Consider the following 16,081-nt stretch of genomic DNA (forward strand, 5'->3'; position numbering starts at 1 on the left):
AGAGGTTGGTCAGGGAAAATCCCCGACCAACCTCTAGTTGCCCGCTAGACTAGATCTTTTTAGACGCGTCCTTCAGCACTGAGCGTAGAATGCTCGCGATTTCTTTAATCTCAGGTTCGCCAATGGTAAGTGGCGGAGCAAGCTGAATCACAGGGTCTCCACGGTCGTCAGCGCGGCAGTACAGACCCGCCTCCCAAAGTTTAGGACTCAGGTAGTCGCGCAACAGACGGTTTGACTCTTGCTCGGTGAAGGTTTCTTTGGTTGCTTTGTCCTTTACAAGCTCGATACCGAAGAAGAAGCCCGCGCCGCGCACGTCGCCAACAATATCAATGTCAAGCAGTTTCTCAAGCTCTGACCTAAAGAACGGGCTTGTTTCTTTAACGTGCTCGTTGAGTTGTTCTTCTTCAAAGATATCGAAGTTAGCAAGGGCGGCAGCACAGGCAGCGGGGTGTCCCGCCCAGGTGTAGCCGTGGTAGAAAGTATTATCAACATTCTGAAATGGCTCGTAGACGCGATCGCTAACGATTGCCGCACCGAGTGGTGCGTAACCTGAGGTGATGCCCTTAGCGCTCGTAATAATGTCTGGCACATAGCCGAGAGCGTTACAAGCAAAGAAATCACCGATACGACCGTAAGCACAGATTACCTCATCGCTTACAAGCAGCACATCGTACTGGTCGCAGATTTCGCGCACGCGTTTAAAATATCCCGGAGGAGGCGGGAAGCATCCGCCCGAGTTCTGCACGGGCTCAAGGAATACCGCCGCTACTGTGTCTGGACCCTCAAATTCGATTGCTTCAGCAATGCGGTTTGCTGCCCACTGACCAAACTCTTCAAGATCCTCGCTTGGTGCGCCGTTTTCAGCGGCCCGGTAGAAGTTTGTGTTTGGCACACGATGACCGCCAGGAGTTAGTGGCTCATAGAATTTTTTCATATCTGGGATGCCGGTGATCGCAAGGGCTCCCTGCGGTGTGCCGTGGTAAGCAACAGCACGAGAGATAACCTTGTGCTTCATTGGCTTACCCTGCAGCTTCCAGTAGTGCTTAGCCAGCTTGAAAGCTGTTTCCACTGCCTCGCCGCCGCCTGTTGTGAAAAACACACGGTTCAAGTCGGCAGGCGCGTAGTTTGCAAGGCGCTCTGCAAGCTCGATAGCCGCCGGGTGGGCGTATGACCACAGGGGCATGAACTCAAGCTGGCGGGTCTGTTTTGCAATCGTATCAACGATGCGCTCGCGACCGTGACCTGCGTTTACAACAAACAGTCCGGCCAGCCCGTCAATATACTCTTTGCCCTGAGCGTCATAAATTTTATGACCCTCGCCGCGAGTAATTACAGGGATTCCGTCATTCAATACCTTGCGTGATGTGAACTGTGGCCAAAGATGATTTGACGCACTCTTCTGCATCGCAGCGAGATCAACCGTTGCGCTTGGATCGTAAGACATTTGTATCGTTCTCCAATGATAATATAGGGTTATTGGCGCTAAACAGCGCCTCAGCAGATAGCCATGAAATTACATATCTACCCTCCCATTCTCGCATATTAGTTTTAATCGCGCAGGCAAAAGTGGTCGGCATTTTCTCAGAATTCTATTTAGTGCCTTGAATACAGCGGATGAAAAAACCCTCGTGCTAGGTTGCGCCGTGTCAATTTCAGCGCTCTAATAGGGCGCGCGGGTAGAATTGCAGCCATTATGACAGCGTTGGAAGTTAGCGAGCAAATAACCCGGTTGCGCAGAGTGTTTAACGATATTCTGCAGGTTAGTGACCTGGCGCGCCTAAGATCCACCGTGCAAAAGTTGGAGCAGCAGGCGGCGGATCCGGAGCTGTGGCAAAACCAAGAACGAGCGCAGCAGATCACAAGCGAGCTGAGCCGGTGCAAAACAAAGCTGGAAAAGCTTAACTTCGTTGCCGCGCGACTTGACGATGCAGTTGTTTCGCTAGAGCTCGCCGCGGAACACGAGACAGCCCCGGACAGTGCGCAGCTTGTAACAGAGGCGGCGACAGAACTGCAAGAGCTGGAGCAATTGATTGGCGAGCTGGAAGCGCAGACGCTGTTAAACGGCAAATACGACGAGTATCCCGCGGTTATGACGATCCGCGCCGGAGCTGGCGGGGTTGACGCGGCGGATTTTGCCGAGATGCTGCAGCGAATGTACCTGCGCTACGCCGAGAAAAAAGGCTATCTAACCCGGATTATGGACGTTAGCTACGCCGAAGAGGCGGGAATTAAATCCTGCACAATCGAGTTTGACGAGCCCTACGCTTTTGGCACCCTGTCCGTTGAATCAGGCACGCACCGGCTGGTGCGCATGAGCCCTTTTAATTCTGCCGGGAAGCGGCAGACTAGCTTTGCCGCGGTTGAAGTGATCCCGCTATTGCCAGAGGCGAGCACTGTTGAGATTCCGGACAGTGAGATCCGCGTTGATGTTTACCGCTCGAGCGGACCGGGCGGGCAGTCTGTGAACACAACAGATTCTGCGGTGCGGATAACGCACTTGCCAACGGGCATCGTTGTCGCGATGCAGAACGAGAAGAGCCAGCTGCAGAACAGGGCAGCGGCGTTGCGTGTTTTGCAGTCACGGTTGCTTATTTTGCAGCGAGAGGCGGAGGCCGCGAAGAAGAAGGAGCTGGCGGGCGAGATTACAGCCGCCTGGGGCGATCAGATGCGCAGCTACGTGCTTGCGCCGTATCAGATGGTGAAGGATTTGCGTACCCAGCACGAGGTGAACACGCCGCAGGCCGTTTTTGATGGCGCACTGGATGGCTTTTTGGCGGCGGGTATAAGATGGCGCTCTTTGCGGCAAAACGCAGGTGTGTGAGGTAGGATATTTCGGATGTTAGATGTGTCGCGGTATGAGTTAGCAACAGCTCTAAATATAGTCTGGTGTATTAATGATTAGTTTTAAAAACGTCACAAAGATTTATGACGGCAAGAGCCCCGCGCTTGATGGTGTATCACTGCAGATTGATCGCGGTGAATTTGTTTTTTTGGTGGGAGCTTCTGGCTCTGGCAAGTCGAGTTGTCTGAAGCTTATTCAGTGCGCGGCGCAGCCCAGCTCGGGTGATGTGCATGTTTTGGGGCACAATCTGAGCAAAATATCGCACCGTAAAGTGCCGTTTTTTAGGCGCAATTTGGGCGTTGTTTTTCAGGATTTTTTGCTTTTGCCGGATAAAACAGTTTACGAAAATGTGGCTTTTTCGCTGCAGGTTATTGGGAAATCTCGTGGCTATATTCAAGAGACAGTGTCGAGTGTGCTTGAGCAGGTTGGTTTGGGCGGCAAAGAGCGCCGGTATTCGAGCGAGCTTTCGGGCGGCGAGCAGCAGCGCGTCACAATTGCGCGCGCAATAGTTAACAAGCCGGCTATTTTGCTCGCTGATGAGCCCACCGGCAACCTTGACCCCGCCACAAGTCTGGGAATTATGAAGCTGTTGCGCGCTATTAACGCGGGTGGCACAACTGTTGTTATGGCAACGCATGAGGCGGGCTTTGTTGATGTTATGAAGCAGCGCGTGATCGAGCTTTCAAACGGGCGTGTTGTGCGTGATGAAGTCGGGGGCGGATACGGTCACACCGCATCAATCAAGCTCGACAATCTGTTTGGGGTCGCTGCTGCTCGCAAGGAAATTCTACTAACAACCCAGGCTATTGAGCAGGAGCTTGCTCCGGAAACGGGTGCTGTGCCGGAGCAGACTGCGCAGCGGTCGAGCGCTATTGATGCGCCTGCGACTCCGGTTGTTTTGGAACATAGTTTAATTGAATTGGTAACTGATACCGAGGTTACAAAAGCCCCTGCTGCAGAGGGTTTTGTGGCGCAGCAGATGGCGGGTGAAAATGCTACGGCGCAAACCGCTGGGGTGCAAGCAGACGGAGCGCAAACTGACCCGGCACAAACCGGAGCGGCAATTTTTGACCCCGGTCTCGGGTTTATTCCTGAGCAGCAACCGGAATCGAATTATAACGCGCAGGCTCAGATTGAAGCACAGAAACAGGCACAGGCTCAAGCGCAGGCGCAAACTCGGGCGGCGCGGGTTGATCCACTGCCAGAAACTGCGGTTGTTGGAGCGCCGCAAGCTGCCGCGGTGTTTGATGAGAGGTCTGCGCAGATGAGCGGGCAGCGCCCACAAGCCAATGAGCAGCACGCGCCGGTGGGGAGCGCGTTTGCGCCAGCTGCGGCGCAGGGATTTGCTGCCACCGCCACCGCTGGCGCAGAGCAGTACGGTTTCAACAAGCCCGCAACGCCTGATGATGAGCTCGATGCAACGCTTGATCCTGTGCACTGGGCGGAAAAAAGTGCGCGCGGCGGCGCGAGCATAAGTGACCGGCTCGGAATTAAAAAAGAAGCGGATTCTGACGATGTAGGGCCTGTGCGATGAGATTTTCTTTTGTTATTGGCGAGGTTTTGCGCGGGCTGCGCTACAATATGTCGGTTGTTGTGTCGGTTGTGCTGGTGTCGTTTGTTTCGCTGACATTTGTTGGAGCTGCGATTTTGATGCAGATGCAGGTGCAACAGATGAAAAACGTTTGGTACGATCGCGCGCAGGTCGCAATTTACCTCTGCACGAGCTATGACCAGAGCGCAACTTGTTCTGGCAGTGATGCTAACAGCGAGCAGATAGCCACTGTTGAGGCGGAACTGAAATCGGATGTGCTCGCGCCATACATCGACAGTTACTTTTTCTTAAACCACGAAGACGCTTATAAAGAGTTTGTGAAACAGCTTACGGGCTCACCTCTGGTTGATATCACAACCCCTGAGCAGCTGAATCAGACGTACTGGGTAAAGCTTAAGGATCCGTCGCACTCTGAAATTATCAAAGAGGCATTCTCCGGCACTGCCGGAGTGCAGTCGGTTGTGGATCAGCGCGCCCTGCTCGACAGAATCTTCTTGATTCTGGGGATCGCTAGCTATACTGCTATCGCAATAGCCGGGTTGATGCTGATTGCCGCGATTCTGCTGATCTCAACAACAATTAAACTGTCTGCGCATTCGAGACGTCGTGAGATTAAGATTATGCGGCTGGTGGGTGCGTCTAACAGGTTTATTCAGATTCCGTTTATTCTGGAGGGCGTTATTGCGGCCGCCGTTGGCGCGCTGCTTGCCGGCGTTGCCACCGTGCTAATTGTGAAATTATTTGTGCAGGGTTTTTTGGTGTCGCAAATGCCGTTTACAAGCTATATCACGGTTGAGCAGTCGCTGCTTGTGCCGCCAATTTTGATAGTGTTTGGTGTTGCGCTGGCAACAGCAGCTGCTAAAATAGCCATTTCAAGGTATTTACGAGAGTAGCACTCGGCTACTGCCGGTGTTGCCGATGTAAAATCATTTGGTTGCTGCGGGTTTGCAAAGGAGGGGTTGTGGCAAAGCAGAAAGCAGGCGAGCATTTGATTGCCAGTAACAAGCGTGCGCGCCACGACTACCATATTTTTGACACCTATGAGGCCGGGCTTGTGCTCACTGGGAGTGAGGTTAAATCGCTGCGAGAGGGCAGGGCATCGTTGAACGAGGCCTTTATTTTTATTGAGTACGGTGAAGCCTGGCTGGAGAGCGCCTATATTCCTGAGTACATTAACGGCACATGGACCAACCACGCGCCGCGTAGAAAACGTAAACTGCTGCTACACAGAGCGCAAATAGACAAGCTTTTCATTAAAACTCGTGACGGTGGAATGACTATTGTACCGCTTAAACTGTATTTCAACAACGGGCGAGCAAAGGTCGAGATTGCTCTTGCAAAGGGCAAAAAAGAGTACGATAAGCGACAAACACTGCGCGAAAAGCAGGATAAACGAGAAGCGGAACGCGCTATGCGCGAGCGTAACAGGCTCGGTGAATAGCCTGACTGTGTTTAGACGTTAAAAATCTCAGGAATAATTCAGCCCTGTCTAATGAAAATCATAGATTTGTCGTGCACGATTGTAGTTAATTGTTACAAATTTTTAGGAAATGAGTTCGCATGACTGATTCAGAAAACAAATATGAGGGTAACGGCACTAATTCTGAGCTGAGTTTGACCTATACAAATGGTGCTAGCGGCGGCGACGGTGCGCGCGCTGTTAAAAACTATTACCGCCCGCACCCTGATTTTGCGCGACCCGAAGCTGCGCCTGCCGGAGTCGCGGCGGATGCGCCCACTGTCCTCATCCAGGATGCTCCTGGCTCAGCTGGCGGCAACAGCCTGGGCGGTAGCACCCCGGGCAGCAACTCGTCGGGAGGCGGCACTCCGGGAGGCAACGCGGGGGCGCAGCGATCCGCTATAAATGGAAGACGCAAACGGTCGAATACAAACAAGTCATTAGTGACGGGCATTTTAATTGGCTCGCTAACAAGCTTTGTGATCGCTGGCGGCACCTCGGCGGTAATGTTCCACAACCTAGCAAACAGGGGACATTCCACCGTCACACAGAGCGGCGTGCCAAACACAAAAATTGACCGCCCCGCCGAAAACCTTAGCGGAGTTTCTGAAATTGCCGCCAAAAAAACCAAGAGCGTTGTGACCCTCGATGTCGCAACTCAGTCATCGAGAGGAACAGGCTCTGGCGTTGTGTACTCTGCTGACGGGTACATTATAACTAACGCGCACGTTGCCGCGCCTAACGGTGACACCAACGGCAAAATAACCGTGCGCATGAGCGACGGTAAGTTCTTGCCGGCCAAACTTATTGGGCTTGATCCGTACTCAGACCTGGCGGTTGTTAAAGTCGAAGCAAACGATCTTGTTCCGATTGAGTTTGGCGATTCAGAAAAACTGAATGTAGGCGATTTAACGGTTGCGATAGGCGCTCCGCTTGAGCTGCCAAACACCGTCACAACGGGCGTTGTGAGCGCGCTTAACCGGGGAATTAGCGTTGGCGCTGCGCCGCTTGATGATCCGCATCAAAAACCTGATGAGGAGAGCGGACCGCGCAATCCGTGGCAGTACGAGTTTGGCACGCCAGATGGCGGGCAGCCAGAACAGCAGCCGCAGCGGCAGCAGCGAGCGAATCGGGTTACGCTCTCGGTTATCCAAACCGATGCCTCAATCAACCCAGGAAACTCGGGAGGTGCGCTGCTTAACGCGGCAGGTCAGCTGATCGGTATTAATGTTGCGATCGTTTCAACGGGTGGCGGTGAGGGCAAAACCCCGGGCAGCGTGGGACTTGGTTTTGCGATCCCGTCAAACATGGTGCAGCGGGTTATTGAGTCGATAATTAAAGGCGAGAAGCCCAGCCACGGCCTGCTCGGTGCGAGCGTTGCGGATGCCACGCGGATGCAGGGCGCAACTCACGCAGGCGGGGTTATAACCGAGGTACAGCCGGGCAGCGCGGCGGCATCAGCGGGGCTTAAACCTGGGGATATTATCACCGCTATTAACGGTGTTGGTACGGCGGATGGCACCGCCGTTTCCGCTCGGGTGCGGATGCACGCCGGTGGCGACAATATCAAACTAACTATAATCCGCGACGGCAAAGAGGTTGAACAGAGCGTGACTCTGGGCACTCTGTAGCTGCGTGCAGCGGGTTTAATCGGGAACAATTCTGATCGGTCGGCGTATTCGTGCGCTGACCGTTCAGGATTATAGCAATTTTTAATTTTCGCCTGTTAAAATGACTAGTAGTTTTGTTTTACAGTAGGTCGCTATAATAGAGAGCAGCGGGTAGTGAGAGTGGTTAGAAAAACGGTAACAGGAGAAAGCCGGTGAAACCATTTTCTCGCAGAGACCTAGCTCAGGGGTAGAACCGGGCATAAAAACGATAAACAAGAGTTGCCGATTTAAAAGGCGCGGCAGCGCGGCGTTAAAATTGCTGATAATCCGGTTGTGCTCGAGTGCGAAATGCGAACAAAAATGTATGGCGCTACGGTTGCTGCAGAAGACGCTAGTTTTGCTGTTCGTGAAGGCTCTTTTACTGGAATTTTGGGATCAAACGGTGCCGGTAAAACAACAACGTTAACAATGATCACCGTGCTAAACCGCCCAACATCGGGCAAAATAGCGGTGCTGGGAGAGCAGGCTTGGTAAAACAGTGTCGAAGTGAAGCGTAAAAAAAATAAATAGGCACTCTTCCTGATAAAATGCGCCTCTTTGACAAGCTTACCGGCGTGCAACTGCTGTACTGTGTGGGAGTGCTGCACGTGCTTGACCGTGAAACCGTGCGGCGGCGCACATCTGAGCTAGCCGAGGCGTTTGTGCTCGGATTCGCTTTAACAGGTTTGTTTTCGACTATTCTGCGGGAATGCAGAAAAAATCATGCTCGCCTGCGCGATGATTCACGCGCCGTTGCTGTTGGTGCTTGACGAGTCGTTTCAGGGCAGCTATTCGGTGAGCGCTGCGAGCGTGACCGAACTGCTCGAAAAGTTTGTCGCCGGTGGCGGCAGCGTTGTGATGTTAAGTCACAGCTTGGAGCTGATCGAGCGCACCTGCGATCACGTTGTCGTGATTGTTGGCGGCAGAATTATCGAGCGGGGCACTGTTGACAGCGTGCGCGGCGGCAGGAGCCTTGAGCGGGAATTCATGCATCTAGTAGATTCTGAGGCGAGTTCGGGAGGGCTGGCGTGGTTGCGCGGATTGTCGGCACAGATTATATCTTTCAGAAGCGGATTAGCGCTCGCCGCGCAGCTTGTCTGGTACGGCATCTATACAATTCTGCACGGTGTAACGCTGTTGAATTCAGTTCTTATGATGGTCGCCAAAATTGGCGGCGGATCGCTGATTCTGTCGGATGCTTTGCTTGCGGGCGGCTATATTTTCGACCGTAGCGCGCCGAAAACTGTAAGCATAACAGAAATTTACGATTAGAATATAAAGTATGTCAGCAGTAGATATTAAGCCCGGCAGTGACACCCAAATTGTTGATCGCGACCTGGAAAAGTTACTTGAAGACACGTACTACGAAGACGGAGATGAGGAGCGTTTTTCGCACTACGTGCTTAAAAATCAGATTGTTGAATCTGCCGTTACCGGCAAAGCGCTGCGCGCGCTCTGCGGTAAAAAGTGGGTGCCATCCCGCAACCCGGAGAGTTTCCCGGTGTGCCCTAAGTGCAAGCAGATCTACGAAGAGCTGCTGCGAGACTAGCTTACAACTCTATAAACTCGGTGTTTAGCGCGGGTTCGCCACGGCGCAGGCTGTGCGCCACCGGAGGGAGGCTCGATAGCCGCCTGGCGTGCAGCTGCCGTGCCCTCGCAATGCCCTGAACTCCCGTGTTTTTCGGGTTTATTTCACCGTTTGTTACAAGGGGAGCGGATATCAGATCCAGCCCTGCGGGTGGTTTGATTTCGTGAAACTTAGTTGTTGCGTCTACTATTCCGACGATTTCTGCTGTGGGCTCTGCCGCGCTCTGCCTCATTCCCACTTTTTTACCACCGCGCGAGATTTTTCCCTCTGATTTTTTACTCACTGGCTGCCACTGTCCGCTCTTATCTTGCCTTGCAACAAGCTTGTAGACCATGCCCAGAGTGGGAGTTCCAGAGCCGGTGACAACGGATGTGCCAACCCCGAAACTGTCAACCGGGGCCACGGCAAGAGCGGCTATTGTGTGCTCGTCTAGATCGTTTGTGACCGTTATTTTAGTGTTGTGTGCGCCCAGGCTGTCGAGCAGTTTGCGCACCTTGCTGGCAACAACGGGAATGTCGCCGGAATCAATACGCACCGCACTGAGTTCTGTGCCCGCCGCAGCGATTGCGTTATGCACTCCTTGCTCAATATCGTAGGTATCAATTAGCAGGGTTGTGTTTGAGCCGTAGGCGGCGACCTGGGCGCGGAAAGCGTCCAGCTCAGAGTCGTGCAGCAGGGTGAAAGAGTGCGCTGCGGTTCCCATTGTGGGGATTGCGTAGCTGCGTCCCGCCTCGAGATTGCTGGTTGCCGCAAAGCCCGCGATATACGCTGCGCGGGCCGCGTATACCGCGCTGGTTTCGCTGGTTCGTCTGGAGCCCATCTCCGCAAGAGAGCGATTCTGTGAGGCCATAACCATGCGGCTTGCGGCCGTGGCAATTGCGGAATCGTGGTTTAGAATGCTCAGTACGATAGTTTCGAGCAGCACGCCCTCGGCAAAGCTTGACTCTACTGTGAGCAGCGGGGAGTGGGGGAAGAATATTTCACCTTCTAAATAGCCTGAAATACTCCCGCGAAAACGGTAATTGGCTAGCCAGTCGAGCGTTTCAGGGCGTAGAAAATTGCGTTTTTCAAGGTATTCGAGCTCTTGCTGGGTGAATCGAAACTGTTTAATCGCTTCTAGCATCCTGCCCGTTCCCGCGAGCACTGCATATCGGCGTGCGCCGTTTAGTCGCCTGGTGAACACCTCAAAAACGCTGGCGCGGTTGGCTGTGCCTGCACGAAGGGCGGCATCTACCATTGTGAGCTCGTAGTGATCGGTGCGCAGCGCGCTTGAAGTGTTAGTCATAGATAAAAGTTTAACGCGCTTTTATTGTTAAACTAACTGTATGAACGAGGACGAAATAAACAGTCGCGAACATCCCGCAGAAACCGCGCTATACGAAGAGTATCGTGATGTTATCGGGCAGTTTAAGTATTTCGTTGAAACAGAGCGTCGCGTGTATCTTGCAAACTCTGTTGAGGTTGTTAAGTATAAGAGCCGCCAGGGGCTGGTGTTTCGTGTGTTCTTAGAAGATGTGTGGGTCTGGGATTTTTACCGCTCTGATAAGTTTTTGAAATCAGCGCAGATTATCACTCAGAATGATATTAACATTGAAGAGTTAAACCATGTTGATATTAAAATCCCTGATGATTTATCACTGCGCGATTAGCCGTTGAATTGTTTTACACAGCCGCGCTAAAGCCGTGTTTAACGGGGTTATCCACAGTATGCTGGGTTTATTAAAAACTTTATAAATAGCTAGGTCACACTGTTTACGGAGGTAAACATAATGACTCAAAACAATCATTGCAGAGCAGCTGAATTAGTGTCCTATTGCACGCATTCTCCGCAGCACAAAACATCACAAAAACGGCAGTGTTTGGGACGCCTGGGAGAATCCGCGGTTGTCGCATACTGCGAATCTAAAGGGTGGCGGATTTTAGCGCGCAACTGGCGCGTGCTGCAGGGCGAACTGGACATAATCGTGCAGGATGCGGACTGTGTTGCCGCCGTTGAAGTAAAAACACGGCGCGGCATGGCGTACGGCAGCCCCTTTGAAGCGATTACGCCCCTAAAAATGCAGCGGCTGCGCAAACTTTTGGGAATCTGGGCGAGTATACACAGTTTCAGCGTCACGAGGTTGCGGGTGGACGCAGCTTCGGTGCTGGTGAACCACGATGACACCCTCAAAATTGATTACCTGCAAGGGGTTTTTAATGACTGAGATTGCACGCACAAAAGCCATTGCGCTAACCGGAATCACAGGAGACGTTGTGACCGTTGAGGCTGCAGTTTCCAGTCAGCTACCGGGGATGGTAATTATTGGGCTGCCAGACACCGCTCTCACCGAGGCAAAACAGCGGGTTCGCCTGGCTTGTATTCAGGCTAAGCATGAGCTGAGCAACAGGTTTATCACTGTTAACTTATCGCCTGCCGCGCTGCCAAAACAGGGTTCCGGTTTTGACTTGGCTATAGCTTTAAGCGCGATGGCGGTATCCGGGCACATTCCCAACCCTCAAAAGTTTGACTGCGCTTATATTGGTGAGCTCGGGCTTGATGGCTCGGTGCGGCGTTCGAGTGGGCTTTTAACCGCTGTTATTGCCGCGAAAAAACACGGGTTTAAGGTTGTTATGGTGGCTGAGGAAGCCGCTCAAGAAGCACGGCTTGTTGCGGATATTAAAGTTATTGCCGTTGTTAATCTGCAGGCCGCAGTGGCCTGGCATCGCGCGGAAAGCGGGCAGTGGCGAGAGGTTAGTCAGGAATCATCTACCCGAGCTGCAGAGAGTATAAAACAGCCTGATTTGAAAGATATTATTGGGCAGGAAGAAGCGAAAGCGGCCCTGGAGATCGCCGCCGCTGGCGGGCATCATATGCTGATGGTTGGTCCCCCGGGAGCTGGCAAAACGCTTTTAGCATCCTGCCTGCCTTCAATTTTGCCAGTGCTTGATGACGCGGCTGCGCTTGAAACCAGCAGCGTGCAATCTCTGCAGGACGCAAGCATGACAGGTCTCACCCGCACCGCGCCGTTTATTGCTCCTCATCACACGGCAACTGCCGCTGCGATAATTGGAAATGCGGATCGCAACGGGGTTAGGCCGGGTGCTGTTACAAAAGCTAATAACGGGGTGTTGTTTCTTGATGAGGCAGCAGAATTTGCGCCACGGGTTTTGAACACGCTTAGGCAACCTCTGGAAAGCGGTGAAATACAGATTAATCGTGCGCGTGCGCAGGTCATTATGCCGGCTAAGTTTCAGCTGGTGTTGGCAACTAATCCGTGCCCGTGCGGTTACGCTAAAAGCAACGACTTAAAAAATATGTGCGAGTGCACTGCAGTGATGCGCAGAAAGTATTTATTGCGCATTTCTGGACCTTTGCGCGACAGAATTGATATCCACCTGTTGCTGAATCGGGTTAGATCAACCGCGCAAGCAGCTGGGGGCAAGGCTGAAGATAGCCAAACAGTGCGCGAACGCGTTATTAAAGCGCGTTTAATACAGCGCGAGAGATATAAAAATACTGTTTGGCAGTGCAATTCGCAGGTTTCAGGCGCGTGGTTTAGAGCTCCGGAAAATGCGCTGCCTCGCGCGGTCACAGCGGTTCTTGACAGTGCTCTTTTGCACGGTGAAATTAGTTTGCGTAGTTACGACAGAATCCTGCGTGTTGCGTGGACTCTGGCTGATCTCGCGGGTGCGCAGGCACCAATGCGAGAACACATTGCTAAAGCTTTAACTATGAGAGCAGGACAACTCTAATGAAAATTGAAATTATCGAAATTATTAAAACCTTAGATCAAGCAGAGCTGCGAACGCTTGAGCGTTTGGCGGCTGGTTTTGTTGATCCAGGGGATGCTGCGGCAGCACAACTTGTTTTTGAAGCAGAAAACACTTTGTATAATCTGTGGCAGTATCTGGCGGATCTAAAACAAAACGACTATCGACTCTGGCGTTTAACACAGACGGCGGCAGCAGCGGTCTGGACGGGTCTTATCGAACCGGGCGATGCAACAGCGGTTAAGCTCATTGTTAGACTTTTGCCCGCGCTTGCGATCAGCGCTGTGAGCTCTGACGAAAACGCTAAAACCCTGTATCGGAGCGTGTACGACAGCGTAGAGTGCGAAGACGCGCAGGAGGTGCGTCTTGCAACTTTCACAAGAGGTTTGGAGGTTTGGCGTAATCGCATCGCGCAGCATGGAGTGGGAAAGACTTTGCGGCAGTGCTTGCTGATAGCTCAGGTTAATAAGCTGTGCTTTCTAACATGGCATCACGAGCTGTATCCGTCGCAGCTTACGGATCTGGGCGTGAATCAGCCGATTGGAATATGGGTGCGCGGTAATGCTGAGATTCTGAGCCGAGCGGCGGTTGCGGTTGTGGGATCGCGCTGCAGCAGCGACTACGGCAATCGCGTGACCGAGGATCTTGCAGCAGAGCTTATTAGGTGCGGGAAACTGCTGGTCTCAGGCGGCGCATACGGGGTTGACTACATAGCGCATCGCACAGCGTTGCAGCACGCAAGCCCAACTATTGCGGTGCTGGCTGGGGGAGCGGATCGCTATTATCCGCAATCGCACGAGCAAATGTTCCGTGCGATAGTTGAGCAGGGAGGCGCGATTGTGAGCGAACTAGCTCCCGGCGCTGCGCCAACAAGGTGGCGGTTTCTGCAGCGCAACCGGTTAATAGCCGCGATCAGCGAGGGGGTTTTAATAACCGAAGCTGGTGCTCGATCAGGCAGCATTAACACCGCTGGGCACGCCGCAAGTATCGGGCGTATAGTTGCCGCGGTGCCTGGCAATATAGACTCTGCTAACGCAACCGGCTGTCACAAGCTGATTCGAGAGTATGGCGCCGAGCTTATTTCAGGGATGGATGTGCTGCGAGAGGTTTTTGACCTTAGCGAAGATTCGCAGACAGGAGACTCTGCAGCCGAGGCGAGAGAGCTGAGTACGCACACAAGGGTTTTAGATTCACTGTCGCACAGAAATTACTACGATATTGCAAAAGTTTCTGCGCTGTCGGGTCTCTCGCGTGAGGAATGTGTTTTGGCGTTGGCAGAACTTGTTTTACTCGGGAAAGCAAAGCAGGAATATAAAAACGAGACGGTTGTTTGGAAGCTTATTACATGATTTAAGGGGTAGACTTTTGGCGGAGGTAAAATGAAAGCTAGCGCTGTTAGATACTTAAGCGCACTAGAATATGAGCACGGTTACTCTAAGCACACTGTGCGCGCATACGAGCGCGAAATTGCCGGGTTGTTGAGCTATATGTCAACAACAGCGGATCAAAAAACAGCGCCGAGTTTGGATAATTTCACCCTTGAAAAACTCCGCGAATACGTGTGGGAACAGAAACAGCGGGGCAAATCCGCCGCAAGCGTGGCGCGTACTGTCGCAACTCTGAAATCCTTTGGAAACTGGTTGTTTGTAAACAATAAAATTACAAGCAATCCCGCAAAATTATTGAAGAACCCTAAACACACGACTGATTTGCCCCGTGTGCTGTCTGAAACGCAGCTGGCAGAAGTTTTAGACTCGCTGAAAAACGCGGCTGAGACCGAGGGCGCTGTGGCGCAGCGAGACTGGGCGTTGTTTGAGATGATGTACGCAACCGGTGCGCGGGTTGCGGAAATCTGCGAGCTTAAAATTGCCAGCGTAAATCATACGGATTGTGCTATCACGGTCTACGGTAAAGGCGGCAAAGAGCGAACGGTGCCTTACGGCAAAACCGCGGCGCTTGCGTTAAATAAGTATCTCTTGGAGGGACGCAATGAGCTGCTTAAAAACAGTCGGAAAATAAGCGCGGCGGCTGATGCCGTGTTTGTGGGCAACAGAGGGGGAGTGTTGGCAACCTCTCAGGCATACAAAATAGTGTCGCAGCACCTTGCTGAATATGCTGGAGGAGTTGCGCGCGGTCCGCATTCGCTGCGGCATTCCGCGGCGACCCATATGCTGAACGGCGGAGCTGATATTCGCGTTGTGCAAGAAATGCTGGGGCACGTCAGCCTGCACAGCACACAGATATACACCCACGTTGCTATTGATAAGCTAGGGCAGCTATACCGCCAGGCGCACCCGCGAGCCTAGTTGCTTGAATGTGTTGCGCGTGATTGTGGTGCGCGCTGTGCTGGCGTTGTTGGATAAGTTCTGTGCGCGACGGCGCTGGATATTGTGCTGCGTGTGGTGTGAATGCTGTGCGCTGTGTGGATTCTGCGCGCGGTATGAGCTGCGACGTTGTGGACGCTGCTTCCAGGGGTAAAAGGCGCGGTTTTTTGCTTAGATACCTGAGCGGATTTACATAGACATCGTTTTTACGAATTCCCAGGTGCACGGTGTTGTGACCGACGTGTCCGCCCACCGCAACATTTCCCAGAATCTCACATCTGGCAACCCTATCTCCAGCCTGCAGCGAGCTGATAACAGGCTCAAGAGAATAAGTTTCTCCGCTGTGAGTTTTAACGCTTATTATGTGCCGGTCAACAACCATGCCGTTAAAACTCACGGTTCCCGCTGCGGGCGCACGCACAGCGTTGTTGCCTTTAATGTCAACTCCGCGATGCCCGGGAGCGTATCTGTGCGCGGGCGCTTCATAGTATCTAGTTATTTTTAGCGGACCACCGAGCGGCGCACACCATTTTTCAACTGTCCCGCTTGTGTTATCAGCCGTGCTCGTACGAGCCGTCACACTCGCATGATCCGCCATAACAAGCGGCATTGTAAAAACTAGCGCACACAGGGAGCGCAACAGTTGTAGCGTGCTGCGTTTTGAAAAAATCATGCTGCTATTCTGTGCGCAAACTTCGATAAAAACGCTTATTTTGCGTGCGATGTTGATAACCGGCGTAAATTGTGCCTGTGACAAGCAAATAATTCTGCCACGGCGGTGAGTTTTCCAAAAGAAATGTCTGTTACGCCTGCTATGCTTATATAGCGCCTTTCGAGGTGACTTCGCGTGCTCACAAAACAATTTTGGTCATAGTCTCTGTGCTCGCACAGAGTGATGAGAATTGGGGCATCAGGGC

Annotated in this window: 17 protein-coding genes; 14 read left to right on the top strand and 3 right to left on the bottom strand. The window is 52.6% G+C overall.

Annotation, left to right across the window (positions count from 1 at the left end; translation table 11 throughout):
- Window positions 1-49: 49 nt before the first annotated feature.
- Window positions 50-1,444 (bottom strand): aspartate aminotransferase family protein, encoded by a 1,395-nt coding sequence (locus tag KJY78_RS00385; RefSeq protein WP_214336367.1) that lies wholly within the window; start codon window positions 1,442-1,444, stop codon window positions 50-52.
- 249 nt (window positions 1,445-1,693) lie between these two features.
- On the opposite strand from KJY78_RS00385, the gene prfB reads away from it, so the two are divergent.
- The 9 genes from prfB (at window position 1,694) to KJY78_RS00430 (ending at window position 9,051) form a co-directional block, all read left to right on the top strand.
- The gene (gene prfB, locus KJY78_RS00390; RefSeq protein ID WP_214336370.1) at window positions 1,694-2,821 is read left to right on the top strand and encodes a peptide chain release factor 2; all 1,128 of its coding nucleotides are present in this window, start codon (window positions 1,694-1,696) and stop codon (window positions 2,819-2,821) included.
- A 73-nt stretch (window positions 2,822-2,894) separates the two neighbouring features.
- Window positions 2,895-4,376, top strand: a complete 1,482-nt coding sequence (gene ftsE / locus KJY78_RS06845) for a cell division ATP-binding protein FtsE (RefSeq protein WP_214336373.1) — start codon at window positions 2,895-2,897, stop codon at window positions 4,374-4,376.
- A complete protein-coding gene (ftsX, locus tag KJY78_RS00400) occupies window positions 4,373-5,287 on the top strand; it encodes a permease-like cell division protein FtsX (protein ID WP_214336375.1) in 915 nt (304 codons plus the stop codon). Before ftsE ends, ftsX begins: the two co-directional genes overlap by 4 nt.
- A gap of 68 nt (window positions 5,288-5,355) precedes the next feature.
- On the top strand, window positions 5,356-5,835 hold the full coding sequence (gene smpB / locus KJY78_RS00405) for an SsrA-binding protein SmpB (protein WP_214336378.1): 480 nt from the start codon (window positions 5,356-5,358) through the stop codon (window positions 5,833-5,835).
- Between the two features lie 119 nt (window positions 5,836-5,954).
- Window positions 5,955-7,484, top strand: a complete 1,530-nt coding sequence (locus KJY78_RS00410) for a S1C family serine protease (protein WP_214336380.1) — start codon at window positions 5,955-5,957, stop codon at window positions 7,482-7,484.
- A gap of 327 nt (window positions 7,485-7,811) precedes the next feature.
- Window positions 7,812-7,997: an ATP-binding cassette domain-containing protein gene (locus tag KJY78_RS00415; protein WP_214336382.1), complete on the top strand. Its 186-nt coding sequence runs from the start codon at window positions 7,812-7,814 to the stop codon at window positions 7,995-7,997.
- 53 nt (window positions 7,998-8,050) lie between these two features.
- Window positions 8,051-8,272 (top strand): hypothetical protein, encoded by a 222-nt coding sequence (locus tag KJY78_RS00420; protein ID WP_214336384.1) that lies wholly within the window; start codon window positions 8,051-8,053, stop codon window positions 8,270-8,272.
- A complete protein-coding gene (locus KJY78_RS00425) occupies window positions 8,226-8,774 on the top strand; it encodes an ATP-binding cassette domain-containing protein (protein ID WP_214336386.1) in 549 nt (182 codons plus the stop codon). Before KJY78_RS00420 ends, KJY78_RS00425 begins: the two co-directional genes overlap by 47 nt.
- 10 nt (window positions 8,775-8,784) lie before the next feature.
- Complete coding sequence (locus tag KJY78_RS00430) at window positions 8,785-9,051, top strand: DUF3039 domain-containing protein (protein WP_214336389.1); 267 nt, start codon at window positions 8,785-8,787, stop codon at window positions 9,049-9,051.
- A gap of 1 nt (window position 9,052) precedes the next feature.
- Here the strand turns inward: KJY78_RS00430 and KJY78_RS00435 are convergent, their stop codons facing one another.
- Entirely contained in the window at window positions 9,053-10,375 is a 1,323-nt protein-coding gene (locus KJY78_RS00435) for a nicotinate phosphoribosyltransferase (RefSeq protein ID WP_214336392.1), read from the bottom strand.
- A gap of 40 nt (window positions 10,376-10,415) precedes the next feature.
- Here KJY78_RS00435 and KJY78_RS00440 point away from each other — a divergent pair, with 40 nt between their 5' ends.
- The 5 genes from KJY78_RS00440 (at window position 10,416) to KJY78_RS00460 (ending at window position 15,146) form a co-directional block, all read left to right on the top strand.
- A complete protein-coding gene (locus KJY78_RS00440) occupies window positions 10,416-10,739 on the top strand; it encodes a DUF2469 family protein (RefSeq protein WP_214336395.1) in 324 nt (107 codons plus the stop codon).
- Window positions 10,740-10,949: 210 nt separating this feature from the next.
- Complete coding sequence (locus KJY78_RS00445; protein ID WP_214336398.1) at window positions 10,950-11,294, top strand: YraN family protein; 345 nt, start codon at window positions 10,950-10,952, stop codon at window positions 11,292-11,294.
- The gene (locus tag KJY78_RS00450; protein WP_214336401.1) at window positions 11,287-12,822 is read left to right on the top strand and encodes a YifB family Mg chelatase-like AAA ATPase; all 1,536 of its coding nucleotides are present in this window, start codon (window positions 11,287-11,289) and stop codon (window positions 12,820-12,822) included. Before KJY78_RS00445 ends, KJY78_RS00450 begins: the two co-directional genes overlap by 8 nt.
- A complete protein-coding gene (dprA, locus tag KJY78_RS00455) occupies window positions 12,822-14,189 on the top strand; it encodes a DNA-processing protein DprA (protein WP_214336404.1) in 1,368 nt (455 codons plus the stop codon). The genes KJY78_RS00450 and dprA overlap by 1 nt, the downstream gene beginning before the upstream one ends.
- A gap of 30 nt (window positions 14,190-14,219) precedes the next feature.
- Window positions 14,220-15,146, top strand: a complete 927-nt coding sequence (locus tag KJY78_RS00460; RefSeq protein ID WP_214336407.1) for a tyrosine-type recombinase/integrase — start codon at window positions 14,220-14,222, stop codon at window positions 15,144-15,146.
- Here KJY78_RS00460 and KJY78_RS00465 read toward each other — a convergent pair.
- Window positions 15,097-15,837: a M23 family metallopeptidase gene (locus tag KJY78_RS00465; protein ID WP_214336410.1), complete on the bottom strand. Its 741-nt coding sequence runs from the start codon at window positions 15,835-15,837 to the stop codon at window positions 15,097-15,099. The two genes, KJY78_RS00460 and KJY78_RS00465, sit on opposite strands and share 50 nt — an antisense overlap.
- Between the last annotated feature and the right edge of the window lie 244 nt (window positions 15,838-16,081).

The organism is Canibacter zhuwentaonis (genome assembly GCF_018531145.1).
Classification (GTDB): Bacteria; Actinomycetota; Actinomycetes; order Actinomycetales; family Microbacteriaceae; genus Canibacter; species Canibacter zhuwentaonis.